This window comes from Desulfovibrio sp. SGI.169 (assembly GCF_050313595.1).
Lineage (GTDB): Bacteria > Desulfobacterota > Desulfovibrionia > Desulfovibrionales > Desulfovibrionaceae > Desulfovibrio.
In genome coordinates this window covers 18,115-36,976 of sequence record NZ_JBNPLS010000023.1, presented here as the reverse complement: position 1 = coordinate 36,976, position 18,862 = coordinate 18,115, and the positions used below count along the sequence as shown (strand labels likewise).

17 protein-coding genes are annotated in these 18,862 nt (G+C 56.4%); 16 read left to right on the top strand and 1 reads right to left on the bottom strand.

Going from position 1 to position 18,862, the window contains the following annotated elements:
- Positions 1-689 precede the first annotated feature (689 nt).
- The 12 genes from ACQRA4_RS10860 (at position 690) to traI (ending at position 12,940) form a co-directional block, all read left to right on the top strand.
- Complete coding sequence (locus ACQRA4_RS10860) at positions 690-1,631, top strand: symporter (protein WP_427823098.1); 942 nt, start codon at positions 690-692, stop codon at positions 1,629-1,631.
- Between the two features lie 134 nt (positions 1,632-1,765).
- Positions 1,766-3,214 (top strand): cell envelope integrity protein CreD, encoded by a 1,449-nt coding sequence (gene creD, locus ACQRA4_RS10855; RefSeq protein ID WP_427823097.1) that lies wholly within the window; start codon positions 1,766-1,768, stop codon positions 3,212-3,214.
- Positions 3,215-3,249: 35 nt separating this feature from the next.
- A complete protein-coding gene (locus tag ACQRA4_RS10850) occupies positions 3,250-4,239 on the top strand; it encodes a class I SAM-dependent methyltransferase (RefSeq protein WP_427823096.1) in 990 nt (329 codons plus the stop codon).
- A gap of 140 nt (positions 4,240-4,379) precedes the next feature.
- Complete coding sequence (locus ACQRA4_RS10845; RefSeq protein ID WP_427823095.1) at positions 4,380-5,654, top strand: helix-turn-helix domain-containing protein; 1,275 nt, start codon at positions 4,380-4,382, stop codon at positions 5,652-5,654.
- 15 nt (positions 5,655-5,669) lie between these two features.
- Complete coding sequence (locus ACQRA4_RS10840) at positions 5,670-6,659, top strand: DotH/IcmK family type IV secretion protein (RefSeq protein ID WP_427823094.1); 990 nt, start codon at positions 5,670-5,672, stop codon at positions 6,657-6,659.
- Between the two features lie 9 nt (positions 6,660-6,668).
- Positions 6,669-7,775, top strand: coding sequence for a TrbI/VirB10 family protein (locus ACQRA4_RS10835; RefSeq protein WP_427823093.1), 1,107 nt, complete (start codon positions 6,669-6,671; stop codon positions 7,773-7,775).
- Positions 7,776-7,779: 4 nt separating this feature from the next.
- The gene (locus ACQRA4_RS10830) at positions 7,780-8,286 is read left to right on the top strand and encodes a hypothetical protein (RefSeq protein ID WP_427823092.1); all 507 of its coding nucleotides are present in this window, start codon (positions 7,780-7,782) and stop codon (positions 8,284-8,286) included.
- Between the two features lie 12 nt (positions 8,287-8,298).
- A complete protein-coding gene (locus ACQRA4_RS10825) occupies positions 8,299-8,568 on the top strand; it encodes a hypothetical protein (RefSeq protein ID WP_427823091.1) in 270 nt (89 codons plus the stop codon).
- 126 nt (positions 8,569-8,694) lie between these two features.
- A complete protein-coding gene (locus tag ACQRA4_RS10820) occupies positions 8,695-9,891 on the top strand; it encodes a tyrosine-type recombinase/integrase (protein ID WP_427823090.1) in 1,197 nt (398 codons plus the stop codon).
- An 18-nt stretch (positions 9,892-9,909) separates the two neighbouring features.
- A complete protein-coding gene (locus ACQRA4_RS10815; RefSeq protein ID WP_427823089.1) occupies positions 9,910-10,134 on the top strand; it encodes a helix-turn-helix transcriptional regulator in 225 nt (74 codons plus the stop codon).
- An 866-nt stretch (positions 10,135-11,000) separates the two neighbouring features.
- A complete protein-coding gene (locus tag ACQRA4_RS10810) occupies positions 11,001-11,324 on the top strand; it encodes a plasmid mobilization protein (RefSeq protein WP_427823088.1) in 324 nt (107 codons plus the stop codon).
- Positions 11,321-12,940, top strand: coding sequence for a TraI/MobA(P) family conjugative relaxase (gene traI, locus ACQRA4_RS10805; protein WP_427823087.1), 1,620 nt, complete (start codon positions 11,321-11,323; stop codon positions 12,938-12,940). Before ACQRA4_RS10810 ends, traI begins: the two co-directional genes overlap by 4 nt.
- 52 nt (positions 12,941-12,992) lie before the next feature.
- Here the strand turns inward: traI and ACQRA4_RS10800 are convergent, their stop codons facing one another.
- Entirely contained in the window at positions 12,993-13,715 is a 723-nt protein-coding gene (locus ACQRA4_RS10800) for a hypothetical protein (protein WP_427823086.1), read from the bottom strand.
- Between the two features lie 159 nt (positions 13,716-13,874).
- On the opposite strand from ACQRA4_RS10800, the gene ACQRA4_RS10795 reads away from it, so the two are divergent.
- The 4 genes from ACQRA4_RS10795 to ACQRA4_RS10780 all read left to right on the top strand — a co-directional run bounded on the left by ACQRA4_RS10795 (position 13,875) and on the right by ACQRA4_RS10780 (position 18,846).
- Positions 13,875-14,039: a hypothetical protein gene (locus tag ACQRA4_RS10795; protein WP_427823085.1), complete on the top strand. Its 165-nt coding sequence runs from the start codon at positions 13,875-13,877 to the stop codon at positions 14,037-14,039.
- Between the two features lie 84 nt (positions 14,040-14,123).
- Complete coding sequence (locus ACQRA4_RS10790; RefSeq protein ID WP_427823084.1) at positions 14,124-14,774, top strand: DotI/IcmL/TraM family protein; 651 nt, start codon at positions 14,124-14,126, stop codon at positions 14,772-14,774.
- Positions 14,774-17,752, top strand: a complete 2,979-nt coding sequence (locus ACQRA4_RS10785) for a hypothetical protein (RefSeq protein WP_427823083.1) — start codon at positions 14,774-14,776, stop codon at positions 17,750-17,752. Before ACQRA4_RS10790 ends, ACQRA4_RS10785 begins: the two co-directional genes overlap by 1 nt.
- Entirely contained in the window at positions 17,749-18,846 is a 1,098-nt protein-coding gene (locus tag ACQRA4_RS10780; protein WP_427823082.1) for a hypothetical protein, read from the top strand. Before ACQRA4_RS10785 ends, ACQRA4_RS10780 begins: the two co-directional genes overlap by 4 nt.
- The last annotated feature ends 16 nt before the right edge of the window (positions 18,847-18,862 follow it).

The following is an 18,862-nucleotide window of genomic DNA, read 5'->3' as shown; positions in this document are numbered from 1 at the left end:
GAGTATTTCGCTCATGAAATGCTCTATGCTCAGACCTCATTGAAAAATACGTTATGAGTTTTGTTTGTCGGCACAAAGGGAGATTTTTCCGCTCGCCTCCCAAAGCGGCGAAGGGCGGGGGCTGTTGCCACAAGAATCCAAAAAACAGGAATTTTTCGCGCTGGCAAGGAAATGGGCGTTTTTTGGAGTGAGTGTACTCATGCACATGACCGACAAAAATTTCACAGTGACGCGGCCAGCGCGAAAAAGGCCGTTTTTGACGGCTAATTGTGGCGGAACACAACCAACAGCGCCCTTGACCACCAGTGCAGTAATAGGGTCTGACTCTACGGAACCGGGCGGGCATCCGCAATTCGCTTGCGGCGTCAGCCCCGCTGGTGGCGTGAAACCCGCGGCTCGGAATGTGGGATATTGCTGGCAAATATTTTCAAATGCAAAAGCATTAAAGGATATCGCGGCATGAGAGAGGGGAACCCTTACCCACAGCCCTCTCCCATGCCGCGCCGAAGCGCAGCGGGAGAAAGCCGCTGCGCGCCAGGGCGGCAAAACGGCTGCCCCCAAGTCGCCCCGTGCACAAAAAACCTGAATAAAGGCGTCATATGACATTGAGCATGGTGAGACGCAGAAAGTCCGTCTTGTTTTTTGCGTCATAAGCAGGCAAGCTGCCTGAGATATGATGGAGGTGTTGCATGCAACTCCGCGACCTGATCATGGTGTTCGCCTCCTTCGCTTCCATGGCCGCCGGGGTTTTTTTGCCCGGACTGGCCGAACCGCTGGAGGCCATGCCCCGCCTGATGCTGATGGTCATGCTCTACCTCAGCTTTCTCGCGGTGGGCGCGGGGGCTCTCTGGCGTGAGCTGCGCGCCATGTCCGGCGTCGTCTGCCGGCTCACCCTGCTGCGCCTGTTTGCGTTGCCGGTTCTTGCCTTTGCCGTCTTCCGCTTGATCATGCCCGAATTTTCTCTGGGCGCGCTGCTGCTGGGCGCGGCGCCGGTAGGGGTTATGGCCGCCGTGTTTTCTCTTATGCTGGGGGCCAATACGGCCCTGATTCTGGCGGGCAGCATCATCACCTCTCTGCTTTTGCCGCTCAGCCTGCCGCTGCTGCTTTCCTGTATGGACGGCGCATTGCGCGCCGTGGGCGCGGGCGGCCTGAACCTGCCGGAAAACTTCTCGCTGGGCGGCATGACTGTCTCGCTCTGCATCACCATTTTGCTGCCCTTTGCGGCGGCCGTGCTTACCCGAAACCTGCCCCGACTGAGCGCGGGCATTCTGCGTCGTCAGTTCCCCCTGCTTACCACGGCCATCGTCATTTCCAATCTCGGCATCTTCAGCAACTACGCGGAAGTGCTGCGCCAGTCGCCCTCCCTGATCCTGAGCGCCCTGCTGGCGGCCTGCCTGCTTTGCGTGGTGATGACCGCGGCCACTCTGCCCGCCACGCGTGGCCTGCCCCGTCAGGTGCGCCTGGCCTTTCTAATCTCGTTCGGCGTCATCAACAACATTTTGCTGATGATCGTCAGCAACGAATTTTTTACCGTCAATGAAGCCCTGATGGGCGCGGCATACCTGGCCCCTCTCTATATCCTGCTGTTTTATTACCGCTATTTCAGCCGGACGCCCTCTCCGGCCCGCTGAGGGAGATTATGGAATTGCTGCTAATTTCCGCAGTCGGTCTGCTAGTTCTACTGCTGGCCCTGGTCGGCGCTTTTTGCTGCGCCCGCCGGTTCTTTTTTCACAAACGACCGCACGCTGATGGGTCAGGGGCGCTGATGACCGAACAGAGATTGCCTGAAAACGCCATGACGGTTTCCGGCGGTTCCGCCGCCGCGCTCCATCCGGGCGTCGCCAGCGGTACGGCGGCCTCTCTCCCGCCGGGGTCGCCCCTTTTCCGTTTTGCCATTGTGGCGGCCATTGCTCTGGCGCTGCTCATCCCCCTGCTGCTGGTTCAGAATCTTGTGGATGAGCGGGCCTCGCTGTACCGCAACGTGGTTCGGGATATCAGCCGAACCTGGGGCGGCCAGCAGCAACTGACCGGCCCCATCCTGCTCATCCCCTATACGGAACGCCAGATCACCCGCCGGCGCGCCCCCGGAAAGGACGCAACAGACGGCGATAACGGGAGCGATGAAACTGTCGCCGAAAGCCATTGGACTCTGGGCTACTTCGTCCTGCTGCCCACACGGCTTGACTTCAACGGAGATATGAGCCCGCAGGAACGCCAGCGCGGCATTTATCGTTCCCTGGTCTACACGGCCGATCTGCGCTTCGCGGGACGATTCAACCTGCCCTCAGACGACGCCCTGAAACGGGCGGTTCCCGCCCTGGAAAGCGTCAACTACGCCGGAGCCTATGTGCTCGTGGGTCTTTCCTACCCCAACGCCCTGCGCACCGTGGGGCCGCTGGTCTGGAACAGCTCCGAACTCAACGCCGAACCGGGCATTCAGCCTTTTTCAAAGCTGAAAAACGGCTTCCGCATTCCGGTGCGGCTCTCGCCTGAGATCAGGGAATACACTTTTTCACAACATCTGGCGTTTAATGGCAGCAGCGGCATCCGCTTCACGCCCGTGGGCGGCGTGACGGGCATCAGCCTGAACTCGCCCTGGCCGCACCCCAGCTTTCAGGGCGACATGCTGCCGGCATCCCGCGAAATAACCGACCAGGGCTTCAGAGCCGCCTGGGAGATTCCCGCCCTGGCCCGGTCATATCCCAATCTCGGCACACTGAAAAACTGGCCGGACAATTTTGCCTCCTTCACCGCGGGCGTGGAGCTTTATGAAACGGCCACGCATTACCACCTCATCGAGCGCTCGGTGAAATACGGCGTTCTGTTCATCGGCCTTACCTTCCTGGCCTTCATCATTTTCGAGCTGGGCCTGCGCGCCCGCTTGCATCCGGTACAGTACGGCCTGACGGGTCTGGCCATGGTGGTATTTTATCTGACCCTGCTTTCGCTTTCCGAACATTTTGCCTTTCTGCCCTCCTACGCGGCGGCCTCGGCCTGCACCATACTGATGATTGCCGCCTATGTCGGCGCCGCCCTGCGCGACGTCAGGGGGGGGCTGGGCGTGGGCGCGCTGCTTACAGCCTTGTACGCCATGCTGTACGCCATTCTTCAGATGGAGGATTACGCCCTGCTCATGGGCACGGCGCTGGTGCTGGTCATGCTCGGCGCGCTGATGGTTGCCTCGCGCGGCCTGGCCTTTGAGAGCCAGCATTGACACGCCTAAAATATAAATATGCATGGAGGTCTGATATGAGATATTTTCGTTGTAATCTATGTGGCTGTACAACATACCATCAACGGCAAGGACATGCTCGAGACGATATATCATTAGTACCTTTGGAATGTGATGACTGCGGATTAGTACAATTATCTTCATTTGATCACATCAAAAAAAATTTTTATGAAAACTCCCATATGCATGACAACTCGCCCGTTTCTCTGCAGCACTTATTGTCACAAGACAGGGAAGATTCTCTGCGGAGAGTCAAACAATTCAGAGATATCATTGAAAAAAAGGATGTCTTGGATATAGGTTGTGGCGCGGGCGGTTTTCTGCTAGCGGCTCGGAATATTGCGTCCAGTGTTAGAGGCGTTGAGCCCGAACGGCAGATGACAGAACACTTTCGCAAACACGGCCTGCTTGTCTATCCATATTTGCATGAAGTCCCACCAAATGAAAATGTCGATGTGGTAACGATGTTCCATGTTCTGGAGCATATACCTGATCCTCTTGAAGCGCTTAAAGATATCCGTATTTTTCTTGAAACATTAAGAAAGAGAAGAGAGAGAGAGAGAGAGAGAGAGAGAGAGTCCCTCACATATCAGACTAATACATCCAATACGGATAGTTTCTCTTTAATTTCTTATATTTATAGAAAGATACCGGAGCCTGACCCTGACAGCTTTTACCGGCTTTCTTCCTCGGTTGCTTATCCATTTTCTTATCCGTTTTCCGCCAATCGCCTTTCTTTTTCCCAAGAATATACCGTAGTTATTGAGAACAAAATTTTTTCCGAAAAAACTTTGTTTTTTTCGGGTCTGCTCCTTTTTGTTTTCCGTACAGAACTCCTTCTGACCATGCGCCCCACATGGTCGGCGGGAGTTTTTTTCATATACGGCCCTGTCCTCCTTCCTTCGGCTCCAAACGAATTACCCCGCATCCGTGCCCCTCCACTCCCCGCGCCATACTTCGGGCAGACGCCGGAGCCTCCCCGGCGCTGCCTCTGCGGTTATGCGTGATGCCCACGTTTGAGCGATCCGTCAACTCGCCTCAAGAGGACTTTCCATTGAGGAAATAGCGCCAAACCCAAGAAAAACAAAAAAGCCGTCGAGCGGCAACTCAACGGCTTCTTGCAGAACTGTGTTCTTACGCACGTAACATGAGAACAACAGTAACCGGAAGGTTCCTCGTTGTCAACAACGAATCTGCTGTTTTTGTCTTTTTCCTGGGCAGGGAGAAAGGAAAAATGGAAACATTTGTACCAAAAGGGAATATCTACGGACCTATTTTGCCACAGTTTGTTTTGCAAAAGTCCATTACATTTGGAGCTAAAACCATGTACGCGCTTTTATGTGACTACGCTGCGGACAAAGATCATTGCTGGCCTTCTCAGGCTACGCTTGCCAAAAGACTTTCTTGCAGCATCAGCAGCATTAAAAACTATCTTGCTGAACTTGTCAGGGAAAAACTCATTTCTGTTAAGCGGGAACAATACCGTTCTTCCGTCTATTACATTTTACGTCCTGAAGATTTCAGCGCGAAACAGGAGACAAATCTTGCCCATAAACAGTCAAAATTTGACTGCCATGCGGCAAAATCTGGCTACTTAACCAATCTTAACAACCAAAGAAAAGAAAAAAAATCCCCCCTTCCCCCCGTTGCGCCTGTTCAGACACGGCCTCGGCCTGTTCGCCACTTTTCAACCACGCCTACGGCGGGGGGTGTGTCTTCTTCCCTTCTGGACTTTGAAAGCACCTGGAATCTCTACCCCAAAAAGGACGCCAAGGGCTTTGCCCGCATGGCCTGGTTCAAGCTCCTGCGAAATGGCCAACTTCCTCCCCTGGATGAAATCCGAGCGGCAATCCGGCGATTCGCGGACTCGGAAGGCTGGCAACGCGAACAGGGCCGTTTTGTGCCGCAAATGGGCAACTGGCTGCGTGGGCAACGTTGGCTTGATCCTCTTCCGCCCGCCGAGCAGGCGGAACAGCGGCACAGTCGGGAGCTGCATCAGGCAATCCAGGCACGGGAAGAACAGGAACGGCGAAAACAAGAACAGCAACGAGCGGAAAAAGAACGCTTGCGGCCCTTGTTTGACGCTTTCGCGGCGAAGTTTCCGCCCTCTTCCAACAACGCGATGAGCTTTGGAATGTGGCTGCACCTGCATTCCCAAAATCTCGCTCCGTCCGCGTCCGACGTTCCCCCGGCAAACGCCCTTGGAATTGTCGAGTTCATGAACGACTTCAAGCGAAAAATCCAGACCGCCGCTGCCTCGGAAACCCACGGAACATCGCAGGCGATCCGGCGCGAAACCAGAACTTCCGACTGCCGCCCTCTGGGCGAAATTCTGAAGACGCTGCCTTCCGTCGCGCGTTTTTTCCAGGCCGGAAACGGGTCAGGCTGGCCGCTTGAATCCCCTGTAACCGCCTGCGCGTAGCACAAAGGAGCTATTGTGAACCGATTGAGCATATTTTGCCTTGTGGCAATGACCGTCTTGTCCGGCGCGCCTGTGGCCTCGGCGGACGACGCGCAAAAAGCGCAGCCTGCTCCGACGAAAAAGCAATTCTCTGTCCTGGGACAACCCGATTCCGGGCCTGCCGACAACATTGGCCAGGGCACACCTTCCCCGACCGGTGCGGATGAGAAAAAAGCCAGGGACGCTCAGGCACTGTTCGAGGAAAGCCTGCGGCAGATGATGCCGCTGGATCAGGGGCAAATACAGGAATACCGCTCCCGTTCGGACGAGCGCGACCGCGCCTTGCTGCCCGTGTCGCCCACTCTGAACACGCGCACGGTGCGCGTGACCCTGGAGCCGGGCCGTTCTCCCGTGCCCGTTTTCACCACGGCCAATATCGCCACCTCGCTGGTCTTCCACGATTCCACGGGCCAGCCGTGGCCCATCACGTCCGTGACCAACGGCGGGCCGTCCCATTTCCAGGTGCTGCGCCCGGAACTGCCGGACGGAAACCTGCTCAACGTCATGCCCACGCAAGGCTACGCCACGTCAACGCTCGTGGTGACACTGGAAGCGCGGGACATTCCGTTGGTCATCCGGCTGGAATCAGATTCCGTGCGTGCGCCTGAGCGTAAGGCGGACGCGCTGGTGTTGTTCCAACTCGCCCACCACGGCCCGAAAGCCGCTCTGCCGATCATCAGGGACATCAAGGAAACGGCGGATTCCTCCATGCTGGCGTTTCTGGATCGCGTTCCGCCGGAAAAGGCGGTGCGCGTTCGCGTGGAGCCGGGGGCTGATGACGTGCTTGTCTGGAACTACAACGGCAAACTCTACGTCAGAACCGTCCACAGCTTGATGTGGCCCGCCTGGACAGCCGTGCTCAACGGCGCGGGCAACACCAAATGCTATGAGGTGCCGGTCACGTCGCGGCTGATGCTCTCCAAAAACGGACAACTTCAGACCTTGCTTCTGAAGCATTCCAAGTGAGGGCGCACCATGAGCGATATGACAAGCACGGAAAAAAAGCGTCGGCTCATCCTGTTCAGTCTTCTGGGGGCTGCTCTCGCCGTATCCATACTTCTCGCATCCTTTTTCCTGTTCGCCCCGGAAAAACCGTCCGCCACGGCCAGTCTGGCCACGGCAAGAACGGACGCCATTACCGGAAAAGCGGGCGGCGAAGGTTCGGAAGAATACAATCAGAAGCTGAAAGAACACGACACGCGACAGGCCAATGAAGCCCTCAAGACGGGCGAGAGTTTTGTCCCCACGCCTGTGGGGCAACGAAAGCCCGTGGTGGGGAAGAAGGAAGACACGCCCCCGCCCGTGCCCCCGGTCGCGCCGGTGCGAACCGCGCCCGTCCAGACGCCCCGCACGGACAATACCATGCTCAAGCGCATGATGGACGATTTAGCGGCACTGGACACAAAACTGTCCGCCGTTGCCGTGGGCGAAGGCAAGATAGTCTATCTGCGCGATTTTTCGGATGAAGCCGCGCCTGTTGCCGCGCCTGCGGAAAAAACCGTTGTGCCCGCATCGGACACGCCTCCCGCCATGACACTCAAGCCGGGCGATCTGCTCTATGCCATTGTGGATGTGGGCGTGAACAGTGATGTTCCGTCCGCCGTGCTGGCGACGGTCACGTCTGGAGAATATAGGAATGCCCGTCTTATGGGCGGCTTCCAGCGCCACGATGAACGCCTTGTGCTGGCCTTCAACCGGGCCGTGTTGCCTTCCGGCGAAACCGTCCAGCTTGAAGCCTACGCTGTTGACCCGTCCACTTCGGAAGCCTCGGTCGCCAGTTCCGTGGATACCCACTTTTTCAGCCGGTGGGGCGGACTTGTCGCGTCTGCCTTCCTTGAGGGCCTGGGAAGCGCCAAGCGGTACAGCGGTTCTCAAAGCACCATCTACGGTTACGGCAATGACGCCACGGATCAGATGGTCTGGAACACCTACAGCGTGGAAGACCAGGCGTGGATAGCCGCCGGGAAGGTGGGCGAAAAGGCCGGAAAAATCTTTGAAAAAGGCTTTGACCGTCCGCCGACCGTCCGTCTGGAAAGCGGCACTCCTGTGGGCGTCCTCGTCCTGAACGTCAAGGGCAGGTGATGGCATGGACAATTACGTCGCCAACGTCATCCCGCACTTGCAGCAATGGTGGCCTGTGCTTGTCCGGCTGGCCTATCTGGCGGGCGTCGGCTTCGCCGTCATATCGCTGGGGCAGGCCATCAGCCACAAGCATCGCTTCAACCGCTCCACGGCGGCATGGACATTCGTGTGCGCCGTACTGCTCCTGAATTTGCCCGCGCTCATGGATTCCCTGTCCATGACGGTCTTCAACCAGTCGTCGGAGCAGAGCCTGAGCTACAGCCCGCCGTCTTCGCCCGGCTCCGTCTACATCCAGTTCGCGGTGTACGCCATTGCCACGGTGGGCCTCATCGGCATTGCGCGGGGGCTGTGTCTCATGCGCGACACCCCCAACCAGGCCATGAATTTCAGCCGGGGCATCGTCCATCTGTTCGGCGGAATCATCGCCGTCAACCTCGTCACCTTCCTGCGCGGCATCGGAGCCACCATAGGAGGCGACGTGCAAACATATATAGCCAGAATTCTTGGCTGAGAGGGCATTTCTATGAATACCAATGCTTCTTTTACCGCTGTTTCTCCCCTCCGTTTCACCGCCGTTTTCATGGGCATGGCCGCCGTCTGGCTGTTTGCTCCCGAAATAACCTATGCCGCCGTGACCTTCGGGGAAATCGGCCAGAACATCGCCGACAACTCCAAGGGTGTCGCCAAGGGCATCACAATGGCGGGCTATGCCGCCGGAGCGGGCATGGGCGTGTGGGGCACCGTGGACATGTACAAAGCCTCATATAGTATAATCCCGTCCATGTTTATCTAAAATATATTGTTATTACTGAATAATTTTACTTTTTAGCGTCCAGATGGATTTCACTGGACACATAGACATACCCCATTTTTTGGGGTATGTCCGGGGGTAAACAAACCTGCAAAGGAGGACTACCCCATGTCGTTGACCGATACCGCAATCCGCGCCGCCAAACCGGCTGAAAAGCAACAGAAACTCTTTGACGCCAAAGGGCTGTACCTGCTCATCACGCCGGGCGGCACAAAAAGCTGGAGGCTAAAATATCATTTTCAGGGCAAGGAAAAGCTGATTTCCCTCGGCACCTATCCCGCAACCTCCCTGAAAGAGGCAAGGGAAAAAGCCGCCGACGCCAGAAAAGCCATTGAGAACGGTATCGACCCGTCCGCTCAACGAAAACTGGACAAACAGCTTGCACAAAACACCTTTGAACTGGTGGCGATGGAATGGATTGAACGCCAAAAGACCAAATGGTCGCCGGGCTATGCGGACACGACCTACCGGCGGCTGAAACGAAACATTTTCCCGTTTATCGGCTCCAAGCCGGTCAATGCCATAACCGCCCCTGAACTTCTGGCCTTGCTGCGGAAAGTCGAGGCGCGGGGCATCATAGGTACGGCACACGCGCTCAAGAATCATTGTTCCTGCATCATGCGCTACGCTATTGCTACAGGCCGCGCGGAGCGTGACCCGGCGGCGGATTTGCGCGGCGCGCTCATGCCCCATGTAAAAAAGCACCGCCCCGCCCTGACGACGCCGGAGAAGGTGGGACGGCTGATGCACGCCGTCTACAACTATCAGGGTTCGCTGGTCGTCAGGAGCGCCTTGCAGATTATGGCCCTTACCTTTTGCCGGACAACGGAAATCCGTTGCGCGGAATGGCAAGAGTTTGATTTTGAGGACAACATCTGGCGTATCCCGGCGGAACGCATGAAAATGCGGCGCGACCACCTTGTCCCTCTCAGCAGGCAGACACTGGCCGTTCTAGAAAAACTGCGGGCATATTCCGGCGGCAATCAGTATGTCTTTCCCAGCTACCGCTCCGAAACCATTCCTTTTGGAAGAAGCGCCCTGCAAAGAGCCATACGCCGTATGGGATTTGAAGAGGATGAAATGTGTCCGCACGGTTTTCGCGCTATGGCATCCACCCTTCTCAACGAACTCGGCTATAACCGTGACTGGATTGAGCGCCAGCTTGCCCACGCCCCCACGGAGCAGATACGCGGGATTTACAACCGGGCTGAATACCTGCCCGAACGCCGCCGTATGCTTCAGGATTGGGCCGACTATCTTGACGGTCTGAGAAGTAAAGCCCGTCAGGAGGTTGACCTTGAATAAAACATGAGGAGACACCCTATGAAAAAACTGACGGAGGATTCCTTTCTACGCCTGCCGCAGGTTCTTGAACGTATCCCCATCAGCAAAAGCGCATGGTGGCAGGGCTGCAAGGAAGGCCGTTTTCCCAAACCGATAAAGCTGGGGCCGCGCACTTCGGTATGGCGTTCTTCCGACATCGCCGCTCTCATCAAACAGCTTTCCCTGCAATCTGTTCAGGAGGAAAAAACCGAGGCACGGAAATAACATGAATACACCATCCGACCCATTCCCAAAAGGCGGCGCGACCAGGGCATGAACCTTGATCGCGCCGCTTCTTTTTGTATCATATCCCGCCTGGGCTTCTCCATTCCCCGCTGCTGTTGCCCTCATCGGGCGGGGTGTGTCCTCTTCGGCTCCACCCTGTTCCTTTACCGGCTCCAAGCCGGAAGCCTTGTCAAACAGAGCCTTCAACTTAGTGAGCGGAACCGATACCCCGTTTTCCGCGAGCAAGCCCCGTATATCCCGCAACGTATACCCCTGCCGCATGGCCCTTTTGATGTCATTGACCAGAAATTCCGCAACTTCTCCGCGTGTCTTTCCAGCCTCTTTCACCGGGAGGCTTCGGAGTTTTTTCCGGGCGGCCTCTATCTGTTCCATTGTATATCGTCGAGCCGTTGCCATAAGCATTACCTGCCTTGTCACTTTTTTTCCCGCTTACCATAGTGAAGACGTTATTTACAACCAAGCTTCATGGACGGTAATACTCTGTAGAATATTACAGTAATACATGTCAGACAAATATGGACAATCATTTTTTTATCATATTCATTTTCATAGCCTGATTTTCTTTTTGAACTCAGTGTTCAGAGAAAAACAATGCAGTCTTTTTACTTTTTTATCTAGCCTTCAATGTAATTTTTCATCTATGCTTGCGCTAAAAGTGGAAGCACGGCACGGGCAATGCTTCCCACGAAACGATGAAAGGCAGTCCCAAAGACCGTGGGGAGTTCTTCTTTACAGGATGGTAGCTGTCTGACGCCAGCTAACATCCTGCCAAAGGCTTCGCCTCTGGACTCCCAAAAAGCGTTCGGCGCTTCGCTTCTCACGCTCTCAAGAGGCAGGAAAGACAGATGGAAAAACGGAAGGCGACAACCAGATTTCAGAAGCGGCGGACGCTCAGGCTTACCGCCGAGGAAGACGAGAGAATAGCCCTGCAAGCCGTGACGGCCGGAACCTCCGTTTCCGAGTATATGCGGCGACTGTTCTTCGGCGGCAGGCCTATCATCGCCAAAACGGACGACCAGACCATCCGGGAACTGCGACGGCTTGGGGGATTGCTCAAGCATCATTTTGATGTCGTGAAACGAACAGGAAATACTGGCACTCTTTCGGAACTGGACGCCACATTGCGGGCAATCCGGCGAGCTATCGAAGCTCTGAGCGAAAGACGATGATTATCAAAAAGCTCAAGCGTACCAGCTTCAAAAAATCCAAGGCCGTCATGATTAGCGGTCTGGTGGACTATATCCTTGCCGAACATGACGACAGGGGCAAGGACAAACTCGCCTATGCTGGAAGCAGAAACTTTCTGACCACGACTGTTGCCGCCCAAAAAAGGGAAATGATTTCTCTTGCCGAGGAATCCATCCAGAGCAGGATGCCGGTCACGCACTGGATTCTGTCATGGCAGGAAAACGAGCAGCCCACCCGTGAACAGGTGGACGAAGCGGTCAATCTCTTTCTCCGGGGAATGGGGCTTGCCGAACACCAGACGCTCTATGCCCTGCATAAGAACACGGGCAATTATCACCTCCATATCGCCGTGAACCGGACGCATCCCTATACGGAAAAGGTCATTCAGCCGCACAGGGGATTCGACATCGACGCGGCGCATAAAATCATTGCCGAAATCGAACACAAACAGGGGTGGGCGCCGCAGGAGAACGCCCGCTACCGCGTCAATGAGCAGGGATATGTGATCAAAAATCTCCGGCATCGGGCACAGGTAAAGCCCAAGCCGAAAGCGGAAGACTTTGAAAACGCCACGGGCGAGAAATCCGCACAGCGGATAGCGCAGGAGCGCGGCCACGCCGTCATTCAGAACGCCTCATGCTGGGAAGAGCTTCACGCCGGACTGGATTCGGTTGGTTTGCGTTTCGTGCGCAAAGGTTCCGGTGCGGTGATTTTCGTGGGAGATACGGCGGTCAAGGCATCCAGCGTAGACAGAAATTTCAGTATGTCCAAGCTGTGTAAAAGGCTCGGAGACTTCAAGCCCGGCTACTATTCCGAACGGACATTCAGCAAGCCCGCCCCGGAGCCGGTCAGCCACGTTTGCCGGGAGGAGTGGCTGGAGTATCAGAAGGAGCGGCAAAAGCGGGCCGAAGTAAGACGCCTCGCCGGAAAGAAACGGGAGGAAGAACGGCACGAACTGGAGCGGCGGCAACGGGAACGCCGCGAAGCTGCCACAGCCCATCTTGCCGCGCACGGGCTTTCCCTGCTGAATATCGCCCGGCATTTTCTGAAAGAGCAGGAACGGGAAGAAAAAACGGCTCTCCGGGACAAACCGTTTCAACCGGAACAAGCGCAACGGCTTCCGCGCTTCAAGCACTGGCTGGGTAAACGCAATCCGTATCTCGCCAACCTCTGGCGTTTCCGCAAACGGATCGCTCCCGGCGTGGAGGTCAGGAAACGTGAGTTTCCCAAGGTCGGAACTTTGTCCTCGCCCTATGCCGCCTACCGGGAAGTGGTGAAAAAACGATTTCCTGAAAAGATGGATGAATCACGGCTGGATGCGGCCATTGCCCTGTATATGCGCTGTGCCGGATACACCGTGCAGGAAGTTGTCAACGAATTGTACAGACACACCCCCGCCCGCCCCCACGGACAGAATCGGGATGAACAGATAGACTATAGCCGCAGGGTGGGCTGGTATGCCTTTGGTACAGCGGGAGATATTGATATTGCAAATATTCAGCCCACGCAGGAACAGATTCAAAAATATACTACTGAAGCCGCTAAAAAAGAAAATAATGAGCAATCTAAAATTAATAAGATATTGAGAATGCGATAAATTACTCCTTGCAAGGATAACATAATTATCAAAACTCTCAATAAATCCAAAGTTAATTCGCCTTGAGCATCTCCTTTCTTTCAACTAATTCCCCTTGCTTTTCATATAATTCAACATTTACACTTCCATGTGTATCTGTGGCCATATGTTTTTCTAAAACTAATAGTAAAGCGGGCAAGTTTGCTCTGAAGTCATTTGCTTCATCAGAAGTCACTGATATAATTTGCCATACCTTTTTAGCAAGTTCCATATCTGTCTTTGAAAATGTATATGCCGCTACAGATAATAAATGTGTATAATATATTTCTGTTGTTTGATAATTATCATAGCCGATAGTTCCATATTTTGGTGTGGTATATGTATGTGGTGTCATCCCATATGGGCCATATGTATATGTCGTGTGAGTATTAACACCAACCTGCCCAGTTATTGGTGTAGAATGATTTATGGTTGCTGTACGTCCTTTCACTTCAAAATTTACAAATACAACATAATCAGCATCATATATATTATCAACTATACGATAATTACTCTTCCTAAATGTATTTACTACACTGTCATAAACAAATTTATAATCAAAATCATTTTTATCTCTTTCGTTATCAAATATTATTTTATAACTATCATTTGCACTTTTATTTTGTTCATACTCTTGCGATGTTCTTCCATCAACAAGAACACTAAATTGGGGAGAACAGCCAGTAATACATAAAAAGATACCAATGAACAGTGATAAGCTTATTCTTTGCCGCATTTTTACCTCTATTATAATCATATAACAGCGTTAATAACGACAATTTCGGCCAATCATCCAGCCACATCCAATGACACCCGGTAATATCCCGACTTTTTTAGGGTAACTGCCGGGGTATTTTTTTGCAAATTTATTTTTATACAAAATATATCAATAAGTTGTAGTTCAAAATTTATTGACATGTATAAGGCCACGAAAAACCAGGGACAAAGCACCTATGCCGGTGGGCTGACCAAGGTGCTCATCGGCGCTCTGGCTCTCGGCCTGGGAGAACTCCTGGGGTCCGGTTCGGCCACGCTGTTCGGCTCCGACCAGACTTCCGGCATGGGCGATCTGGGCCTGTAGGCAGGGATGATGAACATGAGCCTCTTCAAAAAAAAGAGAAACGTCCCCCTGCCGGAGCCTCGGACAGAAACGCCGTCAAAGGAGATGACGGAAGTTCATGCCTCGCCGCCCGCCCCGGATGCCGCCGCCGTCATCGGCGGACTGGACTGGTACAGAGCGCAGTTCCGCCGCGCCATGAAACTGGCCCTCGCTCTGACCGTGGCCTTGTGCGCCAGTCTGGGCGTTGCCGCCATCCTGCTCCTGAATCAGCCGAAGCCGCAATACTTCGCGGCCACGCCGGACTTGCGGCTTGCGCCCATGATTCCGCTCGATCAGCCCCTGCTCACGCAGGAGGGCCTGCTGACCTGGGCCTCAAACGCCATCACCGGGGCCATGTCGCTCAACTTTCTGGAATGGCGGGAAAAGCTGGAATCCCTCCGGCCGCACTTCGACGACGCGGCCTACAAGTCCTTTCTGGCTTCCCTGCAAAGTTCCGGCGTGCTGGACATGATTCGGGAAAAGAGGCTTTCCGCTTCCGCCGTCGCCACGCGCGCGCCGGTCATCATCGCTTCCGGTCTGGTGGGCGGCAAGGCCACATGGCGGATCGAGTTCCCGATTGTCGTCTCCTATGAATCCAGTCAGGGCGTGGAAAGCACGCAAAAACTCCTTGCCACTGTCCTTGTCTGCCGCGCGTCAACGGCCAAAACGCCGCGCGGCGTGGTCATTCAGCAAGTCGTACTCAAGAGGGATGCGTAATGCTTGATATACTTGTCAACGGCGTGGATCGCGGCATCCGCGCTCTCTCTGAATCGTTCGCCGGGCCGGTTCACAGCTATTGCAGGCTGGAAACCGTGGATAACGGCGTACTGGTGGCCGATGACGGGAGTCTTGTCAGTCTCCTGCATCTGGAAGGTTCTCTGAAGCATGTCGGCGTGGAGGAATACGCGGGCATTGTCTCCGGCCTGACGGAAAAGCTGCAAGCCACGCTTTCCAAGCCGGGCCATGCGCTTCAGGTGGTCTTTGAATATGACCCGGAAAGCAGCGGAGAACGCATTGCCGAACTGCTCCAGCCGTCCCGGCTGACGGCGCACAATCTCGGCCTGCACATCGGCCCGCTGCTGGAGGATTGGGGCCATGCCCTGCAACGCTACTGCGCTCTGGAAACATGCTGGATTGTGCTGTGGACACGGCCCGCCGTGCTGCCCGACACCCTGCGGAAGACGGCGCTGAAGGAACGCGACGCGGCCATGTCCAAAATGCCCACACTTGCGGGCTGCCAACAGATCGCCCGCGCGGTTTCCGCCCTGCATGACGCGCACAACGGCTTTCTGACCGGCGTACTGGACGCATTCCGGCAGGTGGATTTGCTGGCCTTCCCGCTTTCGGCGCATGAGGCCCTGCGGGACATCCGCATGTGCATCGCGCCGGAGTTCACCTGCCGGACGTGGCAGGCCCTTGTTCCCGGCGACGTTCTGCCGCTGCGTCTGCCCGACCCGGACATGGGCAGGAGGGACATGCTGCATAATGTCATGTACCCGGACTTCAGGACGCAGCTCTGGCCGCGCGAAGGGCAAATGCTTTCCCGCACCGCCATACGCATCGGCGACCGTTTGTACGGGCCGCTGATCATGACGCTCATGCCGCAGACGCCCCGGCCTTTTCAGGATTTCTTCCGCGTTCTGGCGCGGCGGGACGAACGTCTGCCGTACCGAATGTCTTTTCTCTTGGAAAACGGCGGGCTGGACATGGGCCTCAAGCCCCTGTTGGCCGCCATTCTGGCCTTCACGAACGCGGACAACAAACGTCTCAATAATGCCGTGGAAGCCTTGCGCGCTCTGGATTTGAAAGGCGTGTGCTGCGTAAAATTCCGCATCTGTCTCTGCACCTGGGCCTGTGTGCGCCAAAGCGAACAGGAGGCCCATCTTCTGCTCCGGCGGCGCGTCGCGGAACTGTCCAAAGCCGTGCAGGGATGGGGAACAACCGACGTGTCGGAAGCCGTGGGCGATCCGCTGCTCGGCTTTACCGCGACCCTGCCCGGCATGATGCCGACCTGTCCGGCCCCGGTCACTGCCGCGCCGCTTCAGGACGCCATCAGCATGTGGCCGCTGCGCTCGGCTTCGCCGTGGCGGGAAGGGAGCCTCCTGTTCCGCACTCAGGATGGCAAAATCATGCCTTACGCGGCCAACTCCTCGGAACAGGCCGCGTGGATCGATCTGGGCGTCGCGCCGATGGGCGGCGGGAAAAGCGTCTTCCTCAACGCCATGAATTTTGCCTTCGTCACACAGGCGGGATTGTCCCGTTTGCCCTGGCTGTCCATTGTGGACGTGGGGCCGTCTTCTTCCGGGCTGATCACGTTGCTGCGGGAAAACCTGCCTGCGGACAAAAAACACCTGGCGGCTTATCACCGGCTCAGAATGACGCCGGAGTATGCCGTCAATCCCTTCGACACGCCGCTCGGCAACCGCAAGCCGTTGCCCTCGCACAAGGCGTTTCTGGTCAACCTGTTGTCGCTGCTGGCCACGCCCCTGGATGTCAATGCTCCGGCGGACGGCGTGCCCGGCTTGATAGGCCGGGCCATTGATCTTGCTTACGAGGAACTCTCTGACGGCAATCATCCCCGGCTCTATCAGCCCAACGTGCTGCCGGAACTGCATGAACTCATCGTCAATGAAGGCATCAGCCGCGACGCCTCCACCACCTGGTGGGAAGTGGTGGATGGTCTTTTCGAGCGGGGGCATGTCCATGAAGCGTTGCAGGCCCAACGCTATGCCGTGCCCCTGCTGGCCGATGTGGGCACGCAAATCAATCAGAATACGGGCATCCAGAACACCTATGAGAAACACACCATCAATAATGTCTGGCGCTCCCTGCTGGACGCCATCGAGGCGTATGTCATCCTTAAGGAACCCACCCGGTTCGATTTGGGCGACGCGCAGATCGTCAGTCTCGACCTGGACGAAGTGGCTCCGCGCGGCGGCGCCACGGCTGACCGACAGTCGGCGGTCATGTATATGCTGGCGCGCCATGTTCTCGGCTCCCGGTTCTTCCTCATGCCCGCTGACGTGCAGCTCATGCCCGAATACTATCAGGATTATCATGCCAGACGCATTGAGGCGATTCGGGAAGACCCCAAACGTCTTTGTTATGACGAGGCTCACCGCGTAACGGGCAACACCTCGGTGGCCGGACAGCTTCAGGCGGACATGACCACGATGGCGCGGGAATCGCGCAAGTGGAACCTGTCCATCGGGCTGTACACGCAATCCATCGACGACATTCCCAAAATCATCACCGACGAACTGGCCACAACCGTGGTCATCCTCGGCTCCGGCACGGAAAAAAGCATTGAAAACCTGACGCAACGCTTCGGCCTGAACGGAGCCTGTCGCCATGCGCTTTCGCGTCTGGGCAAGCCCGGTAAGGCCGGGGCCAATCTGGTCGCGCTCTTTCGCACGGGCGCGGGCATGTCCCAACTCGTCCTCACGCTGACCATCGGCCCTCAATCCCTGTGGGCTTTCAGCACGACTACGGAAGACGTAGCCATCCGCAACAACCTGTACCAGCGCCTGGGGCCGTCCGAAACCCTACGGCGGCTGGCAAAGCGTTTTCCCGGAGGTTCCGCCAAGGCCGAAGTGGAACGCCGCAGGCGCAATGTGGAAGACCAGAGCGACGCCGACGAGGAAGTCGTCAACGTCATCCTGGAAATCGCCAATGAAATAGCGAGGGAACAATGAAAAAGCTCTTTTTTGCCCTGGCGCTCGTCCTGTTCCCGGCTTCAGCCTGGGCCGGAGGCTGCGGCTGCGGCTCCATCAACGCCATGATCACGGTGGCGAAAACGGAAACCATCCAGGCGGTGAACGCCTATACGGCGGCGGAAGCGCAGGCCATCCGCTCGGAAATTCTCGTCGCCGCGCAGAACATCATCGGCACCATCAAGACGGAATCGGCCACCATCGTGCGGGCGCTGGTCGCCCTCAAGGAGAGCAATGCCGCCACGCTCAAGGGGCAGGCCGTGGCGGGCGAGGCTATGAAAACCGAGGATATGTACGGCAAGGCCGCGCAGCCCGCCGGATTGTGCGGAAGCAGTTCTCTGGGCGCGGGCATCCAGCTCGGCGCTCAGGCCGGGCGGGAAATTCACGCGGCCATGCGTGAAAAGCAGCTTGTCCATGCCAACACGCCCAAAAAGCCGCTGGAATTTCTGCGTCGGGTGCTGGCGGAAGACCAACCTTCCCAACAGGAAAGTCTGGACGCGCTCTTTCCGCTGGGCGTCACGCTCACGGAAGACCAGGTGGCGCAGGCCCACGAAACCATAAAGACCCTGGCCAATCCCCGCCCTTTGCCGGTGGTGACGGACGCGCAAAAGGAAACGCCCGCCGGGCAGACCTACGCGGCGGCGCGAAAAATCCATGAAGAGCGGGTGGCCGCTGTCATGGAGTCACTGAACAATCATGTCGTGTATCACGCGCCCACGCTGCCGGAGGATGTCACCACCTGGGCGGAAAACCAGTGGTCGGAAGCGGGCGGGAGCGGTACGCCGCCCGGTCTGGTGGACGGCAAGCTCTCCGAAGCCGGGCTGTACAGGCTGCTCTCGCAGATGCGCGTGGGCAATCCCAACTGGTTCGCGCAAATCGCCACGGCCACGGATGCGGGCCTGCTGCGGGAGTTGGTCATCATGCAGGCTTTCCAGCTTGAACTAGCGCGTAAGAACACGGACTTGCTGGACAGGCTGACCGTCATTGCTTCGCTGGACTACCTGACGCGCATGGAAGGCACGACAGGCAAGGACATGGACGACCTCTATACGCGCATGGTCGGCGTGCAACAGTAGGGAGAAGCCATGCGAC

Bases quoted from the DNA above. Each gene is read 5' to 3' on its own strand.
- creD (WP_427823097.1), top strand. From the start codon at position 1,766: ATGACCGAACAGAGATTGCCTGAAAACGCCATGACGGTTTCCGGCGGT.
- ACQRA4_RS10820 (WP_427823090.1), top strand. From the start codon at position 8,695: ATGTCGTTGACCGATACCGCAATCCGCGCCGCCAAACCGGCTGAAAAG.
- ACQRA4_RS10815 (WP_427823089.1), top strand. From the start codon at position 9,910: ATGAAAAAACTGACGGAGGATTCCTTTCTACGCCTGCCGCAGGTTCTT.
- ACQRA4_RS10860 (WP_427823098.1), top strand. From the start codon at position 690: ATGCAACTCCGCGACCTGATCATGGTGTTCGCCTCCTTCGCTTCCATG.
- ACQRA4_RS10790 (WP_427823084.1), top strand. From the start codon at position 14,124: ATGACGGAAGTTCATGCCTCGCCGCCCGCCCCGGATGCCGCCGCCGTC.
- ACQRA4_RS10810 (WP_427823088.1), top strand. From the start codon at position 11,001: ATGGAAAAACGGAAGGCGACAACCAGATTTCAGAAGCGGCGGACGCTC.
- ACQRA4_RS10845 (WP_427823095.1), top strand. From the start codon at position 4,380: ATGAGAACAACAGTAACCGGAAGGTTCCTCGTTGTCAACAACGAATCT.
- ACQRA4_RS10795 (WP_427823085.1), top strand. From the start codon at position 13,875: ATGTATAAGGCCACGAAAAACCAGGGACAAAGCACCTATGCCGGTGGG.
- ACQRA4_RS10850 (WP_427823096.1), top strand. From the start codon at position 3,250: ATGAGATATTTTCGTTGTAATCTATGTGGCTGTACAACATACCATCAA.
- ACQRA4_RS10825 (WP_427823091.1), top strand. From the start codon at position 8,299: ATGAATACCAATGCTTCTTTTACCGCTGTTTCTCCCCTCCGTTTCACC.
- ACQRA4_RS10800 (WP_427823086.1), bottom strand. From the start codon at position 13,715: ATGATTATAATAGAGGTAAAAATGCGGCAAAGAATAAGCTTATCACTG.
- traI (WP_427823087.1), top strand. From the start codon at position 11,321: ATGATTATCAAAAAGCTCAAGCGTACCAGCTTCAAAAAATCCAAGGCC.
- ACQRA4_RS10780 (WP_427823082.1), top strand. From the start codon at position 17,749: ATGAAAAAGCTCTTTTTTGCCCTGGCGCTCGTCCTGTTCCCGGCTTCA.
- ACQRA4_RS10835 (WP_427823093.1), top strand. From the start codon at position 6,669: ATGAGCGATATGACAAGCACGGAAAAAAAGCGTCGGCTCATCCTGTTC.
- ACQRA4_RS10785 (WP_427823083.1), top strand. From the start codon at position 14,774: ATGCTTGATATACTTGTCAACGGCGTGGATCGCGGCATCCGCGCTCTC.
- ACQRA4_RS10830 (WP_427823092.1), top strand. From the start codon at position 7,780: ATGGACAATTACGTCGCCAACGTCATCCCGCACTTGCAGCAATGGTGG.